The organism is Sphingobium wenxiniae (assembly GCF_007830065.1).
Lineage (GTDB): Bacteria > Pseudomonadota > Alphaproteobacteria > Sphingomonadales > Sphingomonadaceae > Sphingobium > Sphingobium wenxiniae.
In genome coordinates this window covers 1-16832 of sequence record NZ_VLKK01000014.1, presented here as the reverse complement: position 1 = coordinate 16832, position 16832 = coordinate 1, and the positions used below count along the sequence as shown (strand labels likewise).

Annotated in this window: 18 protein-coding genes; 1 reads left to right on the top strand and 17 read right to left on the bottom strand. The window is 61.1% G+C overall.

Annotated elements, in window-relative coordinates:
* Together IQ35_RS15580 and IQ35_RS15575 are read right to left on the bottom strand one after the other, a co-directional pair.
* Entirely contained in the window at positions 1–255 is a 255-nt protein-coding gene (locus IQ35_RS15580; protein WP_145074672.1) for a TrbC/VirB2 family protein, read from the bottom strand.
* Entirely contained in the window at positions 255–1226 is a 972-nt protein-coding gene (locus tag IQ35_RS15575; RefSeq protein WP_145074669.1) for a transglycosylase SLT domain-containing protein, read from the bottom strand. The genes IQ35_RS15580 and IQ35_RS15575 overlap by 1 nt, the downstream gene beginning before the upstream one ends.
* 205 nt (positions 1227–1431) lie before the next feature.
* Between IQ35_RS15575 and IQ35_RS15570 the strand changes: the two genes are divergently transcribed.
* Positions 1432–1974: a helix-turn-helix domain-containing protein gene (locus IQ35_RS15570; protein WP_145074666.1), complete on the top strand. Its 543-nt coding sequence runs from the start codon at positions 1432–1434 to the stop codon at positions 1972–1974.
* A gap of 2 nt (positions 1975–1976) precedes the next feature.
* On the opposite strand, the gene IQ35_RS15565 is transcribed toward IQ35_RS15570, so the two are convergent.
* The 15 genes from IQ35_RS15565 to IQ35_RS15495 all read right to left on the bottom strand — a co-directional run bounded on the left by IQ35_RS15565 (position 1977) and on the right by IQ35_RS15495 (position 16795).
* Positions 1977–2213, bottom strand: a complete 237-nt coding sequence (locus tag IQ35_RS15565; protein WP_145074664.1) for a helix-turn-helix domain-containing protein — start codon at positions 2211–2213, stop codon at positions 1977–1979.
* Between the two features lie 90 nt (positions 2214–2303).
* Positions 2304–2564 carry a helix-turn-helix domain-containing protein gene (locus tag IQ35_RS15560; RefSeq protein ID WP_145074782.1) on the bottom strand — a complete coding sequence of 87 codons (261 nt, stop codon included), beginning with the start codon at positions 2562–2564 and terminating at the stop codon, positions 2304–2306.
* Between the two features lie 201 nt (positions 2565–2765).
* On the bottom strand, positions 2766–2945 hold the full coding sequence (locus IQ35_RS15555) for a formate dehydrogenase subunit delta (protein ID WP_145074661.1): 180 nt from the start codon (positions 2943–2945) through the stop codon (positions 2766–2768).
* A gap of 29 nt (positions 2946–2974) precedes the next feature.
* Positions 2975–5818 carry a formate dehydrogenase subunit alpha gene (fdhF, locus tag IQ35_RS15550; protein ID WP_145074658.1) on the bottom strand — a complete coding sequence of 948 codons (2844 nt, stop codon included), beginning with the start codon at positions 5816–5818 and terminating at the stop codon, positions 2975–2977.
* Positions 5818–6633: a formate dehydrogenase accessory sulfurtransferase FdhD gene (gene fdhD / locus IQ35_RS15545; protein ID WP_145074655.1), complete on the bottom strand. Its 816-nt coding sequence runs from the start codon at positions 6631–6633 to the stop codon at positions 5818–5820. Before fdhD ends, fdhF begins: the two co-directional genes overlap by 1 nt.
* Positions 6630–8168, bottom strand: coding sequence for an NADH-ubiquinone oxidoreductase-F iron-sulfur binding region domain-containing protein (locus IQ35_RS15540; RefSeq protein WP_145074652.1), 1539 nt, complete (start codon positions 8166–8168; stop codon positions 6630–6632). Before IQ35_RS15540 ends, fdhD begins: the two co-directional genes overlap by 4 nt.
* Complete coding sequence (locus IQ35_RS15535) at positions 8165–8584, bottom strand: NAD(P)H-dependent oxidoreductase subunit E (protein WP_145074649.1); 420 nt, start codon at positions 8582–8584, stop codon at positions 8165–8167. Before IQ35_RS15535 ends, IQ35_RS15540 begins: the two co-directional genes overlap by 4 nt.
* A complete protein-coding gene (gene pcaF, locus IQ35_RS15530) occupies positions 8584–9786 on the bottom strand; it encodes a 3-oxoadipyl-CoA thiolase (protein WP_145074646.1) in 1203 nt (400 codons plus the stop codon). The genes IQ35_RS15535 and pcaF overlap by 1 nt, the downstream gene beginning before the upstream one ends.
* A 3-nt stretch (positions 9787–9789) precedes the next feature.
* A complete protein-coding gene (locus IQ35_RS15525) occupies positions 9790–10554 on the bottom strand; it encodes an alpha/beta fold hydrolase (RefSeq protein WP_145074644.1) in 765 nt (254 codons plus the stop codon).
* Entirely contained in the window at positions 10551–12566 is a 2016-nt protein-coding gene (locus IQ35_RS15520; RefSeq protein WP_145074642.1) for a 3-hydroxyacyl-CoA dehydrogenase NAD-binding domain-containing protein, read from the bottom strand. Before IQ35_RS15520 ends, IQ35_RS15525 begins: the two co-directional genes overlap by 4 nt.
* A 3-nt stretch (positions 12567–12569) precedes the next feature.
* Complete coding sequence (paaZ, locus tag IQ35_RS15515; protein ID WP_145074640.1) at positions 12570–14114, bottom strand: phenylacetic acid degradation bifunctional protein PaaZ; 1545 nt, start codon at positions 14112–14114, stop codon at positions 12570–12572.
* A gap of 23 nt (positions 14115–14137) precedes the next feature.
* A complete protein-coding gene (locus tag IQ35_RS15510) occupies positions 14138–14923 on the bottom strand; it encodes an enoyl-CoA hydratase-related protein (RefSeq protein ID WP_158636673.1) in 786 nt (261 codons plus the stop codon).
* Between the two features lies 1 nt (position 14924).
* Positions 14925–15407 carry a 4-hydroxylaminobenzoate lyase gene (locus tag IQ35_RS21585; RefSeq protein WP_145074636.1) on the bottom strand — a complete coding sequence of 161 codons (483 nt, stop codon included), beginning with the start codon at positions 15405–15407 and terminating at the stop codon, positions 14925–14927.
* Between the two features lie 15 nt (positions 15408–15422).
* Entirely contained in the window at positions 15423–16673 is a 1251-nt protein-coding gene (locus IQ35_RS15500) for an NAD(P)/FAD-dependent oxidoreductase (protein ID WP_145074634.1), read from the bottom strand.
* A complete protein-coding gene (locus tag IQ35_RS15495; protein WP_277872632.1) occupies positions 16670–16795 on the bottom strand; it encodes an AMP-binding enzyme in 126 nt (41 codons plus the stop codon). The genes IQ35_RS15500 and IQ35_RS15495 overlap by 4 nt, the downstream gene beginning before the upstream one ends.
* Between the last annotated feature and the right edge of the window lie 37 nt (positions 16796–16832).

Here is a 16832-nt window from a genome sequence, read left to right as displayed (position 1 = left end):
TCAGAAAAATCCTCCGCTTATGACGATGACGATGCCGACGCACATGACCAGAAACGTCATCAGGGACGCGCGCCGCGAAATGACCAGCACCCCGAGCCAGATCACCCCAAGCGTGATCGCCGGAAGCGCCAGCGCCGTGAGTTCAGCGAGGACTGTCGTCGCGATGCCGCCGACATCGGCGATGGCGGGAGTGGATGTTGCCGCGATCACTGCGACCGGCAGGGCTGAGACGGTGCGTTTGCCCCACCCGCGCATTACTGGCGTCCTGCCGGGCTTGCGGCCCAGCGGGCGCGGGCGAACACGTCCCAGCTTGGTGGGGCGGTTTCGGATTCGTGCTGGTACCCGGTATTGTCTGCCAGCACGGCGGCGACGCGGACAGGCTCTGTGCTTGCCGCACTGTCCGCGCTCGTCAGGAAAGAGGTGCCGGGCGAGACAGGCGGATTGTTCACACCTGTGCCGTCGAAAGCAACATGCCAGTGATCCGAATGACCCGGATCGCCCGGACCCAGCAGTTCGGTGATTGCAATGCCGTTGGCCGCCATCAGCGAACGTATTTGCGCGCGGTCTATCGAACCGAGACCGGCGCGCGGCACGAAATCGACCGCGCGTCCATATTTGTGAAAGCTGTGTTCGGCACCATAGGCGGCGTTCATCGCCCGCCATGTATCGGTTATGCGCGCATCGAATGTGCGGGCGATAAGGCCAGCGACGGCCTCCGCGGTCCAGTTCCGCCCAGATTGTGCCGCGCCGCCAGAAAGCGCCTGCCGACTCCCTGCTGCCGCATAGACCTTGCCGACATAGCCGTTTGCAAGCCCCCGCGATCGCGAGCCGGTATTGTATTCGCTGACCGCGGCCTGCCAGGGACGGGGATGGCCATCATCGCGCGCGCGGCTGTAATTATCGGTGAGGATCGCCGCGCCGACCCGCAAATTGGTGCATGGGTCGAACACGCTGCGCGCATTGAGGCCGTAGCGCGCAAAATTGGCGCTGTTGATCTGCATCAGCCCGGCATCGAAATCGGCGCCGCGATGCGTGAGACTTTCGGCGGTGGCGATCGCATCGGCAAGATTGTCGGGTTGACGCTTCAGCCGCGCTCCTGAATTGACGCCGATCCGGTAGGGATTGCCCTCGGATTCGACGGCGATGATCGCCTGCATGGTGACCGGCGCAACATTGCTGGCGCATGCCTGTAAAAGCGCTGCCAGAACTGTTGCGTCAAGGGCCATAGCCGGTCCTCCCCATGAAGTCCGTATATAGTTAATAGAGTAATACCGACGATTCGCAACAGGAATTATTGCGGCATTTCACGAAGAACTGCGCCAACACTGGTTCATGTGGCCAGCAGGCCACGAATCACGCCCGCTTGCCGCGCGGGGGCCGGGTCGTTAGGTTGACCGGTTCATTCCAACCGTCTTCAACAGAGTGGGCTCATTGGCCAAAACCGTCCTGTTTCTCGCCCAGACCAGCCATTCGCCTTCGATTGAGGAACAGCGTGCGTTTTGCGAAGAGGACGTCGATCTGATTGCCGATGCCGGCACGGTGAGTTTTGTGGATCTGCCCAAGGTCCTGGCGGCGCAAGGCAGTGCGCTTGAGCCCGGCGACTGTATCCGCGTTTATGACCTCACCTGCCTCCCGATTGCCACCACGACGTTGGTACGGATGCTGCGCAAGGTCTTGTCGAACGGAATTGCCGTCGAGTTTACAAAGCCGGGGCTGGTGATAGAACCGGACGCGGACAGCGCACTCTTCCGGTTCATTGCCTTGCTCGATACCCACTGGCGGCAGGTCCACGGCATCAAGACCCACAGCCGCGAACCCAAGGTCGGCCGCAAGCCGCGCATTGCCGAGGCGGAATTGCCGCGCATCCGCGCTATGCTGGACGAGGACGGCGCGAGCGTTGCCAGGGTGGCAAAACGGTTAGGTGTCGGTCGGACGACGCTGTTCGATTATCTGCAGCGCCACAGGAAGGCCTGAAGTCAGAAGGGCAGGAAGAGGTTTGACACTTGTGTGCCGAGCGCGGCGGCAATGTGGACCACTTCCGTAATCGTCACATCGCGTGCCGATCCGGACATTATCATCGTCAGGCGGTCAAATTCGATATTCGCCGATGCGGCGAGCTGATCGGACGACATCCCTGCCTCTGACATCCGCTGGCTGATTTGCTCTGCCAGATTACGGTAGGAAGCTGTGTCCCGTTGATCGTTATTGGCCATGGGGCTTTCCACGGAAAATGAGAGGAACGGTCACGCTCATTCGCATGCAGTGAATGCCCACAACTGCCTTGACTGCTTCTGCCCGATGAATCAGCCACTCGGTTCGTCGTCCATTGGCATCAGCAAGGCTGCGGTTCTGCAGCCAAACTCCCCGGCCAGCAGATCGAGAATCTCGACTGTCGGGTTGGCTCGCGCGTTCTCGATATTGGAGGTGTGTGATACAGCGATGCCTGTCCGTTCGGCGAGTTCTGCCTGCGACAGGCCAAGCGCCGCCCGACGCCGACGGCAATTTTCCGCGAGAATGCGGATCGTCTCCGATACAGTCTCGTCGAGACTCAAGTAGCGCACCATACCTGCCTGCACCCCGCCACAATGAGCGAGAACCGTTCCAATTGATGAAACGTATATCATCAAATCTGGTCATGCAGTATCATCTTTCTGGCTACCGTGAGTTCCGTTGTGTTTGAAATGCTTTGTTCGCCCCGGTGCCGGTCATCGCGGCTTTCGATCCCCGTATTCTGTCTTGCCGCAGTCACACGCGTACTCATGCATTCAGCGCGATGAAAGTTTCTCGACCGCGCGGCGGGCAATGAGCGAAAGCCGGTTCGGCTCGGCGCTCAACAGGGTCGAGCGCATCGTCGGATCCCAATAGTCAACGATATGCTGTGCCGTCTCGGCAACTGCACGATCTTCGCCTCGTGCCGCGAGATTGGCGGCAATCTTGTTCGCCATCTCGATCAGCCTGATGTGCTGTGCCGAACTCACCTGGAAACCTCAGTCACGATCCGACGACTTTTGGCTGACCTGTTAGTATAACCTTCCTGCCAATCGGTTGGGCCGTTGCTGGGCATGACCTGCACCGCCGTCACCTTGTATTCAGGACAGTTCGTGGCCCAGTCGGAATAGTCGGTGGTGACGACGTTCGCCTGCGTCTCCGGGTGGTGGAACGTGGTATAGACCACGCCCGGCGCGACGCGCTCGGTGACCTTGACGCGCAAGGTCGTCTCACCCTTGCGGCTGGCCAACTTTGCCCAGTCGCCGTCGTTCAGACCCCGGTTCTCCGCATCCGTGGGGTGCATTTCCAGCAGGTCTTCCGGGTGCCACGCGGTATTCGCGGTGCGCCGCGTTTGCGCGCCGACGTTGTAGTGCGACAGGATACGCCCGGTGGTGAGTAGCAGCGGGAAGCGCGGGCCGGTCTTTTCGTCGGTCGGCACGTATTCGGTGACGACAAAGTGTCCCTTGCCGCGCACGAAGCCATCGACGTGCATCACCGGCGCGCCATCGGGGTTCGCCTCGTTCACCGGCCATTGCAGCGACCCTTGGTCGCACAGCCGTTCCCACGTTACGCCCGCAAAGGTCGGCGTCAGGCGGGCAATCTCTGACAGGATTTCCTTGGGGTGGCCATAGTCCCAACCCAGCCCCATCGCATTGGCGAGCAACTGCGTAACCTGCCAGTCTTCGTACCCGTTGGCGGGGTCCATCACCCGGCGCACAGGCTGAATACGGCGTTCGGCGTTGGTGAAGGTGCCGTCCTTCTCAAGGAACGTGCTGCCCGGCAGGAAGACGTGCGCGTAGTTCGCGGTCTCGTTCAGGAACAGGTCGTGGACGATGACGCAGTCCATCGCCTCCAGCCCCGCCACGACGTGCTTGGTGTCGGGATCGGACTGGAGGATGTCCTCGCCCTGGATGTAGATCGCGCGGAATGTTCCGTCGCAGGCCGCGTCGAGCATGTTGTTAATCCGCAGACCGGGCTCAGGATCGAGCGTCACGCCCCAGTCCGCCTCGAACAGCGCGCGCGTTTCGGCATCGGAGATATGGCGATAGCCCGATAGCTCGTGCGGGAAGCTGCCCATGTCGCAGGCGCCCTGCACGTTGTTCTGGCCGCGCAAGGGGTTCACACCAACACCGGGGCGACCGATATTGCCGGTCGCCATGGCAAGGTTGGCGATGGCCATGACCGTGCTGGAGCCTTGGCTATGTTCGGTAACGCCAAGACCGTAGTAGATCGCGCCGTTCCCTCCGGTCGCGAACAGGCGGGCGGCGGCGCGCAGGTCTTCTGCTGGCACACGGGTCACGGGTTCCAGCCGCTCTGGGCTGTGGGTTTCGTCGGCCACGAACCGGGCCCAGTCCTCGAAAGCGTCGACTTCGCAGCGTTCCTGCACGAATTGCGTGTCGACCAGCCCTTCGGTCACGATCACGTGCGCCATCGCGGTCAAGACCGCGACATTGGTGCCGGGTTGCAACGGCAGGTGGTGCTGCGCCTGAATATGGGGCGAGCGGACGAGGTCGATGCGGCGCGGGTCGATAACGATCAGCTTCGCGCCTTCGCGCAACCGCCGCTTCATGCGACTGGCAAAGACGGGATGCGCGTCGGTAGGGTTGGCCCCGATGACGAGGATGACGTCGCTATGCTCGACGCTGTCGAAGTCCTGCGTGCCCGCGCTGGTGCCGAAGGTGGTCTTCAGCCCGTAACCGGTCGGCGAGTGGCAAACCCGCGCGCAAGTATCGACATTGTTCGACCCGAACCCGCCGCGCACCAGTTTCTGGACGAGGAACGTCTCTTCGTTGGTGCACCGGCTCGAAGTAATCCCGCCCAGCGCCCGCGCGCCGTGCTGATCGCGAATGTCCTTGAGCCGGCCCGCGGTATAGCTGATCGCCTCGGCCCAGCTGACTTCGCGCCACGGCTGATCGATCGAATCGCGGATCATCGGCGTGGTGATCCGGTCCTGGTGGTTGGCATAGCCCCAGGCGAAGCGGCCCTTCACGCACGAATGCCCGCGATTGGCCTTGCCGTCCTTCCACGGCACCATGCGCACCAGTTGCTCGCCGCGCATTTCCGCGCGGAACGTGCAGCCGACGCCGCAATAGGCGCAGGTAGTCACGACCGAACGTTCCGGCTTGCCATGCTGCTTGACGCTCTTTTCCATCAGCGCCGAGGTCGGACAGGCCTGCACGCAGGCACCGCACGACACGCACTCGCTCGACAGGAAATCGTCCTCGACGGTGCCCGCACTGATCTTGCTCGCAAAGCCGCGCCCGTCGACGGTTAGCGCCAGCGTGCCCTGTACTTCGTCGCAGGCGCGGACGCAGCGCGAGCAGACGATGCACTTGTCTGCCTCGAAAGTGAAATAGGGGTTCGACGTATCGTCCGCCTGCCCCAGATGGTTCGCCCCATTATAGCCGTACCGCACATCGCGCAGGCCAACGTCAGCAGCGGCGTCCTGCAATTCGCAGTCGTTGTTCGCGCTGCAAGTCAGGCAATCGAGCGGGTGGTCGGAGATGTAAAGTTCCATCACCCCGCGCCGCAGCTTTTCCAATCTGGGCGTCTGGGTCTTGACCACCATGCCCTCGGTTACCGGCGTGGTGCACGATGCGGGCGTGCCGCGCATGCCTTCGACTTCGACCAGACAGAGCCTGCAGGAGCCAAAGCTTTTCACCATGTCCGTCGCGCACAGCTTTGGAATGTCGCCGCCGATCTGGGCCGCCGCGCGCATCACGCTGGTGCCTTCGGGCACGGTCACTTCGCGTCCGTCGATGGTGAGCGTGACCGGTACGTCCGAGCGCGAGGCCGGGGTGCCGAAATCGGGCTGTTTCTGATAGCCCATCAGGCGTCTCCTTCAAGGGCAAGAATACCATGCGGATCGCCGAAAATCAGCGCGGAATCGCGGCGGGCCAGCGCGACGAGCGCAAGGCCCGACTGCGCGGCGCGCTCGACCGCAAGGCTGGTCGGCGCGGATATAGTAACGAGCAGCGGGCAACCCGCGCGCACGGTTTTTTCGACCAGTTCGAAACTGCACCGTGCAGAGAGGAGCATGAAGCCTTCACCCGCGTTCAGACCCAGCCGCGCCATCGCGCCGATTAATTTGTCGAGCGCGTTGTGCCGCCCGACATCTTCGGCGGCGGCAAGGATCGTGCCGTCAGACGCGCAGAACGCAGCGGCGTGCATCGCCCCGGTTTCGCGCCCCATCGGCTGATGCGCGGACAGCCCATCCAGCGCGGCGGCGATGGCTTCGCGGGTGACGGTCAACTGCGCCGATACCGGCGGCAGGGGGCGTAGGACTTCGGCGATGTTGTCCATACCGCACAGGCCACAGCTCGATTCCGAAACGCGGGTGCGCGCGCGGGCGATCACCGGCTCCATGTTGTCGTGCGGCAGCGTGATGCGCAGAATCCAGCCGCCGGGCAGTTCGTGCGCGTCGATGGCTTCGATCTCGGTCACGCTTTCCACCAACCCTTCGGACAGGGTGAAGCCGCGCGCATAGTCCTCAAGGTTCTCGGGCGTCGCCATCATCACGGCATAGCCCAGCCCGTTGTATTCGATGGCCACCGGCGTCTCGACCGGGACCGCGCGGTCCAGCCTGTCACCACCTGCCTCGGCAAGGCCAAGGCGGCGCGGGCGGGTGTCCATCGTGCCGATCATGCGGGCACAGCCTGTTTGGTCAGGCCGAAATCCTCTGGCCAGTGGCGCAGCGCGGACAGCACCGGATAAGGCGTGAACCCGCCCAGCGCGCAGAGCGAGCCGAACTTCATCGTCTCGCACAGGTCTTCCAGCAGGGCGACCTGCTCCTCAAGACTACGCTCCGCATCGCGCACGTTGTGCATCTGGGGCAGCACTTCGACCGCGTCGGCCTTACGCCCACCGGCGAGGATCCGCTCGATAATTTCCATGCCCCGCACCGATCCGATGCGACAGGGGGTGCACTTGCCGCACGATTCCGCCGCGCAGAACGTCATCGCAAAGCGGGCCAGCGCGGCCATGTCGGCGGTGTCGTCGAACACCACGATCCCCCCGTGGCCGATCAGCGCGTTGGCGGCGGTATAGGCTTCGTAATCAAAGGCGATGTCGAACTGGTCCGGGTGGATATAGGCACCCAACGGCCCGCCGACCTGCACAGCCTTGGCCGGACGGCCCGAAGCTGTGCCGCCTGCGATGTCGTAGACCAGCTCGCGCAAGGTCACGCCGAACGCGGTTTCGTAAAGCCCGCCCTGCTTGACGTTTCCCGCGATCTGGATCGGCATCGTACCCTTGGATCGGCCCATGCCGAGGTTTTCGTAAGCCTCGGCCCCGCCGTCGGTCAGGATATGCGGCACGGCAGCCAGCGTCAGGACGTTGTTCACGACCGTCGGACAGCCGAACAGGCCCTGCAATGCGGGCAACGGCGGCTTGGCCCGCACTTCGCCGCGCTTGCCTTCAAGCGAGTTCAACAGCGACGTTTCCTCGCCGCAGACATAGGCCCCCGCACCGACGCGAACTTCCATACGGAACGGTGCGATCCGGTCGGCGGCGAGATCAATCGCCGCGTTCATCTTGGCGATGGCGTCGGGATATTCGCTGCGCAGGTAGACATAGCCCTGCCCCGCCCCGACCGCATGGGCGCAGATCGCCATGCCCTCGATCAGCGCGAAGGGATCGCCTTCCATCACCATACGGTCGGCAAAAGTGCCGCTATCGCCTTCGTCCGCGTTGCAGACGACGTACTTACGCTCGCCAGATGCCTTGGCGACGGTCTGCCACTTGATCCCGGCGGGGAACCCCGCGCCGCCGCGACCGCGCAGGCCCGACTGGATCATCTCGGCCAACACCCGCTCGCCGCCGATGGCGCGCGCCCGGTCCAGTCCGGCCCAGCCGCCGGTTGCGGCATAATCGTCAAGGCTAAGCGGTCGCGTCTTGCCCGCGCGGGCAAAGGTCAGCCGCTGCTGGCTGGCGATGAAGGGATGCGCGGCGACCGGTCCGATGCACAGGTCATCGGCCTTGCCCTCGGCAATCTCGGCCACGCGATCCGCCGTCACGGGCCCCCAGCCGACACCGTTCACTTCGACCAGCGGTTCCAGCCAGTGCATGCCCCAGCTCGACACACGTTCGACGGTCCAGCCAAGTTTTTCGAAGGCGGAGACGACCTTGTCCGCCCCGCAAGCGCGGGTGACAGCGTCGTCGGAGATGCGGACCGTGGTCATGCGCGTTCCACCAGTTTCGTCAGAGCGCCCTCGTCCAGCCGCGCGTGGAGATCGTCGCCGATCCGCGCATTGGGGCCGACGCTGCACAAGCCTAGGCAATAGACCGTCTCGACCCGAACCCTGTCGCCAGCCGCTGCGGCGACGGCAGGCATCATCGCCTCGATCCCGCGGGCCTGGCACGCCTCGGCCCGGCAGATATGCACCACCGGGCGCGGATCGGCCTGGGCCTTGAAGTCGTGATAGAAGCTGACCACGCCGTGCACTTCGGCGCGGGTCAGGTTCAGAAGATGCGCGATGCGCGTTTCCGTACCCGCATCAATAGCGCCGATTTCCGCCTGCACGTCATGCAGGATCGGCAGGAGCGGGCCATCTCGGTCCGCGTGACGAGCGACGATGGCTTCTAAAGAAATCGACATCAAACCCGCTCAAGCAAGAGGGCAATACCCTGCCCAACACCGATGCACATCGTTGCGATGGCGTAGCGCTCGTTGGTTTGGATCAATTCTTCAGTAGCCGTCAGTCCAAGCCGAGCGCCAGACATCCCGAGCGGATGCCCAAGAGCGATCGCGCCGCCATTCGGATTTATGCGCGGATCGTCGTGCGGCAGCCTTAGCGCCTCAATGACGGCCAACGCCTGCGATGCAAACGCCTCGTTGAGTTCGATCACTCCGATGGCGTCGATAGCAATACCAGTCATCTGCAAGAGCTTCAATGTAGCCGGCGCCGGCCCAATCCCCATGACCCGTGGCTCTACGCCTGCCGTTGTCATTGCGACTATACGAGCGCGCGGTATAAGGCCATGTGTATAGGCAGCCTTCTCGCTGGCGACGATCAGGACAGCCGCCCCGTCGTTCACCCCGCTCGAATTTCCGGCGGTAACGGATCCCTCCGCTCGCACGATTGGCTTCAGGCGCGATAGATCTTCCAATGTCGTCGCGCGGGGGTGCTCATCTCTATCAACAGCGAGGGGCTCGCCCTTGCGCTGCGGAACGAGGACAGGGCAAATCTCTACCGCGAGACGACCGTTAGCCTGCGCCGTGGCAGCCTTTTGCTGGCTACGCAGGGCAAAATGATCCTGATCTTCGCGGGATACGCCGAAGTCCACGGCAACATTTTCTGCAGTTTCGGGCATGGAATCGACGCCATAGCGAACCTTCATGGCGTCGTTTACGAAGCGCCAGCCAATCGTCGTGTCGTAGACGGTGTTAACCCGAGAGAATGCCGCAGATGCCTTCGGCATGACAAATGGCGCCCGACTCATGCTTTCGACTCCACCGGCCAACATGAACTCCGCATCGCTCGCACGAATGGCACGTGCCGCAGTGCCCAGCGCATCGAGGCCGGAACCACACAGCCGGTTGACGGTCGAGCCGCCGACGGCGTGTGGCAACCCTGCAAGAAGCCCGGCCATTCTGGCGACATTGCGATTGTCCTCGCCCGCCTGATTAGCGCAGCCCAGGATGACATCATCTAGCGCAGCCCAGTCTACGCCCTGGTTGCGTTTCATCAGCTCACGGATAGTAATGGCGGCCAGATCATCGGCACGAATGGAAGACAGTGCACCGCCATAGCGACCGATCGGTGTGCGAATAGCATCGCAAATAAACGCGGCGGCCATGTCTTATTCCTTATCCTTTAGGAAATCGCATACCGCTTCGAGCACTCGCTGTTCCTGTTCAAGATGCGGGGAATGACCACAATCGTCGATCTCCACCTTGATGGCTCGCGGAACCGCACGAACGATCCTATCCAGTTGGTCCATCGTTCCGTATTGGTCGTTGCGGCCTTGGATAAGCAGCATGGGCTTATCGATTCTAGACAGAACATCCTCAATGTTCCATTCGCGAAATTCCGGCGATAGCCAAATCGCACTCCAGTCTCGAAATAGCGGATACGGCTCCTCGTGATAGCGCCGCATGCGCTCTCCCATATCGGACTGCGTAAAGCCGGCGGTAACTTTGGCGATGCTCTCGTATGTCAGGTCTTCGACGAGAACATGAGGCGCTTCGAGTATCAGGCTGGAACAGAATTGTTGGGTACGCGAGGCGCCAATCAGTGCGATCGATGCACCATCGCTGTGACCGAACCAGTGGGCACGTTCGATTCCTAGCTGGTGATGAATGTCTGGAAGGAAATCCGCCTCTCGATGCATATAGTTCACAGTGTGAGCATCATCGCGCGCATCGCTAGATCCGTGCCCCCTTCGCGACCATGCGATGACTGTCCGCCCAGTCTTTGCGGCCAGTTCTTCCGGAAAAGCCTTCCACAAACGGATTGAGCCGAGTCCTTCGTGCAACAGTAGGATGGGAAGCCCGCGTCCGTGATCTGATCGCCAGGTCGCTACTTCGAGCCGTTTGCCCGCGACCTCGATGGTCGACAATATCATGGCGCGTTCTCTTCCGCCAATTTACGAAGTCCCGCAGAAGGCTGAATTCCCAATTCCTCAAGACGACGGATGACTTCGCCGTGACCAGTTCTGCGGGCGTGGAACATCGGGCCACCGTTCCAGGCAGGCCAGCCATAGCCATTGATCCAAACCACATCGATATCGGATTCCCGCAGCGCGATACCGTCCGCCAGAATCGACGCTCCTTCGTTCACCATGGGCCAGAGCAGGCGATCGAGAATTTCCTCATCGGTAAACGCGCGCTGCACGATCCCGCGATCTCGCGCAAAGCCTGCGATAATATCGAGCGTCTCTTGCGAAGAAACGGGGCGGCGTTTCTCATCATAATCGTAAAAGCCTTTGCCGGTCTTCTGCCCTCGCCGCCCAGCTTCGTTGAGCCGTTCCCTAATGGTCGAACCGCTCGAGGTTTCCGGCGTCCATCCAAGGTCCAGCCCGGCAAGGTCCCCAACGCGAAACGGCCCCATGGCCATCCCGAAAGCCTCCATCACCTTGTCCACTTGTGCAGGCGAAGCGCCCTCCACGGCCATCGCTTCGGCCTGTTCGCGGCGCACCGCCAGCATCCGGTTGCCGATAAAGCCCCAGGCGTTGCCCGACAGAACGGCGCGCTTGCCGATGCATTTCGCCAACACAAAGGCTGTCGCGATCACGTCGGTGGCAGTTTCTACACCACGCACGATTTCGAGCAATTTCATCACATGCGCCGGCGAAAAGAAGTGCAGCCCGATGACGTCCGATGGACGCGACGTCACCTGAGCTATCGCATCAAGGTCCAGATAGGACGTGTTGGAAGCGAGAATAGCTCCCGGTCGGGCAATGCGGTCCAACTCTGAGAAGATCGCCCGCTTGACCTCCATCGTTTCATAAGCGGCCTCGATTACCAGATCGACATCGGACAACGCTTCCATAGCAGTAACCGGTTGAAGTGCGTTCAATGCCGCATCCGCTGCTTCCCGGGTCATCCGCCCTGCATTGGCATTCGCTTCAAGCACCGCACGAATATGTTGACAGCCACGATCCAGAGCCGCCGGATCGCGCTCGTAAAGCGTCACGGGATAGCCGGCGACATGCAGTGCAATTGCGATACCACTGCCCATGGTGCCACTACCGACCACGCCTACCCGGCTGATCTCGCGCGGTACTACACTATCGATTCCCGGCACCTTCGCGGCCTCACGCTCGGCGAAGAATACGTGCCGCAGCGCTTCGTTCTGCGGTCCTTCCCGCAGCTTCAGGAATATTTCCCGTTCGCGCGCGACACCTTGTTCAAACGGCAGCTCTGTCGCGGCCCGAACCGACGCGATAATCGCCGGTGGGGCATCGAGTCGATCGAACTTGCGGGAATTCGACCTGGCGAACTCATCGTAAACGGCGTCGTCGACTTTTTCAGCGACTTGCTCGCGTGTTCGGCGCGGCGGCCTTCCAACAACTTTGTTCGCTTGCGCAATTGCCGACTGAAGGAGATCCCCTTCAGCAATGACGTCGACAAGACCCATTTCATGCGCTGCACGGGCCGTAACCGGATTGCCGAACGCAATGATCTCCAGCGCATTCTTCACCCCCACCAGACGGGGCAGATGCTGTGTCCCACGCGCGCCGGGCATCAACCCCAGCTTGACTTCGGGCAGGCCAAGCTTGGCATCCGGCTCGGCAACGCGCCAGTGACAGGCCATGGCGATCTCAAGACCACCTCCCAACGCACTGCCGTGGATCGCGGCCACGATTGGTTTGTCCGAACTCTCGATCGTATCTACAACTTCGGTCAGGAACGGTTTGGTCGACGGCTTTCCGAATTCCTTAAGATCGGCTCCGGCAAAAAAAGTGCGACCTGCACAAGCAATAACCAGCGCGCCGACATCGTCATCTTTGGCGGCCCGGTTCACGCCTTCGACCAGCGCAGCACGCACCTCTCTGGAAATGGCGTTTACCGGGGGATTATTGATAGTGAGGATGGCGACCGCACCATCCCGTTCCCACTTGGCGATTTCTTGCATCGATCAGGATTCCGCCACTGCGCTAATCAAGGCTTCACTCCCCTGAATGGCACTACGCTGCATATAGGGCAGCATCCCAATCGTACCGCCAAGTTCGGCCCCGCCACCAGCGCGACCGGGCCCTCCGTGCTGAAGATGCGGCATCGCCGCGCCATGACCGGTCGAATGCTCGGCATTGTCACGATCAACGATCATGACCCGGCCGTGGAAAGTCGAGACCCCCTTCACAAGATCCACGGTCACGCCTCTGTCGTGGCTAAAAATGGAAAGGGCGAGCGAACCTTTGCCCTTTTTGGCGAGCATGATGGCGTCGTCTGCGTCACGGTAAGGCATAAGCGTGCAAACCGGGCCGAAGGCTTCGATCGAGTGGACCGCTTCTGCCGCATCCGGGTTTTCGCAACGCAGAAGGGTCGGTTCGAAAAAAGCGCCTTTGGCAAGATTGCCATGCAGTTCTGGAACTTCTCCTCCAAAAACGACCTCAGCCTCCGCCGTCAACTTCCCCAAGTTGGCGATCACATCCGCTCGTTGGGGAATTCCGGCAAGCGCGCCCAATCTGGTCGTCTCATCGCGAGGGTCACCGATCGTCGCGTTGCCAAGGCGTGAAATGAGCGCGTTCTGAACACTGTCCAGCATACTGGTCGGCACGAGCGCGCGCCGGATCGCAGTGCATTTTTGCCCCGCCTTCTGCGTCATCTCGCGCGCAACTTCCTTGACGTACAAGTCGAATTCCGGTGTGCCCGGCCCCGCATCCATACCAAGGATCGACGCGTTGAGGCTGTCCTGTTCGGCCGCAAACCGCACGGTGTTCTTCACTATGTTAGGATGAGTTTTTAGCCGGTTGGCGGTCGCGGCCGAACCGGTGAAGGCCACACTATCCTGCCCGTCGAGCAAATCGAGCAGATCGCTCGTATCGCCCAGAAGCAACTGAACAGATCCAGTGGGTAGCGCCCCGCTTTCGATCATGATCCGAAATGCCGCTTCAGTCAGGTATGACCCGAAGGTCGCAGGTTTTATGATGGCGGGCATGCCAGCAAGCAGCGTCGGAGCCAGTTTCTCCAACATTCCCCAAACAGGGAAGTTGTAAGCGTTAATATGAACTGCGACCCCGATCAGGGGGGCCAGGACGTGCTGCCCTAAAAAATCTCCCTTACTTAGCGTTTCGCGCCCACCTTCCAGCATGAAATGCGCATCGGGTAGTGTCTTGGCTTTCGAAGCATAGACAAAAAATGTGCCAATCCCGCCTTCGATATCGAAAGCGCTGTCACCCTTCGTCGCCCCGGTGAACGAGGACAGCGCGTAAAGTTCGGCTTTACGCTCACTAATTGCCGCAGCCGCCGCCTTGAGCATTTCTCCTCGCTGCCGAAAAGTCATGGCCCGTAAAGCCGGGCCACCGACCCGGCGGGCATGATCGATCATCTCCCTCACATCGGCTACTCCTGGCATGAGGGCGACCGTCGCGCCGTCGATAGCCGAGACGAGTTCTGCCCCTTCGCCTTCCGCAAGCCAACGGTCTGCGGCGTAGCTTTTTAGCGCTATTACATTGTTCATAGAGTTTGGATCCTAAAGCAAAATCACTTACGGGATTGCACAAAGCGGAGAACCGCTGCGCGATAGGCATCGCTTCGACCAAGCCGGTCTTGGGCATCGCGCTCAGCGTCCAAGGCGGCATCGAATGACCCGTTGGGATTGGTTCGAAGTAGCTTCTTAATCGAGGTCAAAGCACTGGACGAGCACGCAGCAAATTCCTTGGCGATGGCACGCGCAGTCGTCGTCAATTCTGCATCGATGACAACGCGACTGACAAGACCGATGGCGAATGCTTCATCCGCCTTCACCAGCCTCCCCGTCAGTGCAAGATCAAGTGCGCGTGCCTGACCGACGAGCCGCGGCAAGGTCCAGCTTACACCACTGTCCGGACCAAGCCCGACATTGACAAAGCCGAATTGGAAGCGGGCGGATTCAGCGCAGAGTACGATATCGGCAGCGATGGCAAGACCGGCGCCAGCGCCAAAGGCAATACCATTAACTGCCGATATGACCGGGCAGTCCAAGCGGGCCAGCCGGCGGATAAGCGGGTTGTAATTATCTTCCAGCGAAGCGCGAAGGTCTGGCGTATCGCCTTGCTCAAACGTGCGGGCGCGCTCGTTCAGATCCTGGCCTGCACAAAAGGCCGTTCCGGAACCGGTCAGTATGACGGCACGGATTGCAGGATCTGTTTCGATCCGGGAAAGTGCATCGCGCAAAGCAAAATGCATTGGCCCGTCGATCGAGTTCTTACGCGCCTCCCGCGTCAGTGTGATCGTGGCAATGCTATCCTGTATATGCAGCGCAATACGTTTTTCGGCGGGGTCAGACACGTCAACCCCGGGTAAATTCGATTGCACCGTCCGGCAGTAGGTAGAGCACCAACGCTTTTCCCCCAGTGACGGTGGGTCGATGGGCCGAACCAGGGCCGTAAACCTTCCAGCCCGCACCACGCCCATCGAATTCCGCTGCGCCAAGCAGCGGCATCACCAGATCGATCTCTCCGTTTGGGTGCGAATGGTGGGGTCCGACGATACTGTCCATCTCTACGACATCGATCGACATGCCATTTAGGGTATCGCTGGGCGGTACGGCGCGGCCGAACTTGATCCCGCCAGCTTCGCGCGCGCAAAGCCAGCCTTCTTCACAGCCTGCGCGACACATCCGTTTGGCAGCTTCGAACCACTCGCCCCCTGCCGGAAAGGCCTGATTGAGTTGCTCTTCGAGGTCCGAACCAATCACCTGCCCGGAAATGCGCTGCGTCACCTCTACGAAATGCTGCACGAATGCTTCGGGCGTTTGCGGACTTTCACTCATAACATACTCTACCTTTCAAGCGGTCGGAGAGGACGCCTTCAGCCATTCCTTCAATTGCCTGGAATCGTCCGCCAGTTCGGCCGGATCGGCCTTGATGCCAAGTTCGACCAGCCTGCGACCATGCGAATAGTCGCGTACATTGTTGACACAGTCGAGCGCGATCACCTGTCCGCGGCGCAGATAGACGACCGAAAATTTGCGACTGGCGGGGTCACCCCTGACGACCGCATGGTCATGACCGGCGGACAACCCGACAGTCTGCAGGCGCAGATCGTACTGATTGGACCAAAACCAGGGCGTTGCCTTGTACTCTGCCTCTTCGCCACAGATCGTCTTGGCCACTACCGCCGCCATGTCATTGGCATTCTGTACGGATTCAAGGCGAATCACATCGCCATCGGCAAAGGCGTTCCGATGCGCGGCGCAATCGCCTATCGCGAAGACATCCGGGAGAGTCGTTCGGCATTGCGCATCAACGAGAACGCCGTTGCCTCCAGCGGCCCCGGCCTCAAGCAACGGTTCGACACATGGAACAATGCCGATACCGACGATAACCATCTGCGCAGGCAAGATGTCCCCACCTGCCAGCCTGACCCCGGAGACATGCCCGTCCCCCTCCAATGCTTCGACCTGCTGATCGACCCGCAAATCGACCCCTTGAGCACGGTGCTCTACATGATAAAAATCGGACAGGCCCTCGCCCGCGACCCGGGCCAGCACACGCGGCAGTGCTTCCAGCAGTGTAACTCGTTTACCCAACTTGGAGAGGACTGCGGCGGCCTCCAAACCGATATAGCCACCGCCAATAACCACGACTTTATCGACTGTCGGAAGCTCGGCCATGATGGCATCGACATCCTCGCGATCGCGCACCGCATGGACCCCGGACAAGTCCGCGCCCGTAACCGGAAGACCGCGTGGATCGCCACCGGCGCACCAGATCAGTTTTCCAAATTCGATCCGCATTCCGTCTTCGCTCGAAACCGTATGCTCTGCTTGATCAACTGCCACCACGGTCTTGCCTAAAAGCATGGCGATCTGTTTTTCGGTCCAATATTCCGCCGGACGGAGATAGAGGCTCTCGAACGGACGTTCCTGAGCAAGATATTCCTTCGAGAGCGGCGGCCGTTCGTAGGGAAGCTCATTTTCACGCCCCACCACGGCAATCGTACCTTCGAACCCCGCCCCCCGCAGTGCAATCGCTGCCTGCGCACCGGCGTGACCAGCGCCAACTATGACGATGTCATATCTATCAGACTGGCTCATGCTTTCTCTCGCAGACGAAAGCGCTGAATCTTGCCGGTGGCCGTCTTGGGCAATTCGTCGACGAAAGTTATCCAGCGCGGGTACTTGTAAGGGGCCAGATGTTCCTTGCAGTGCTCCTTCAGCCTTACCTGTTGATTTCCACTGAGAGTTGACCCGGGA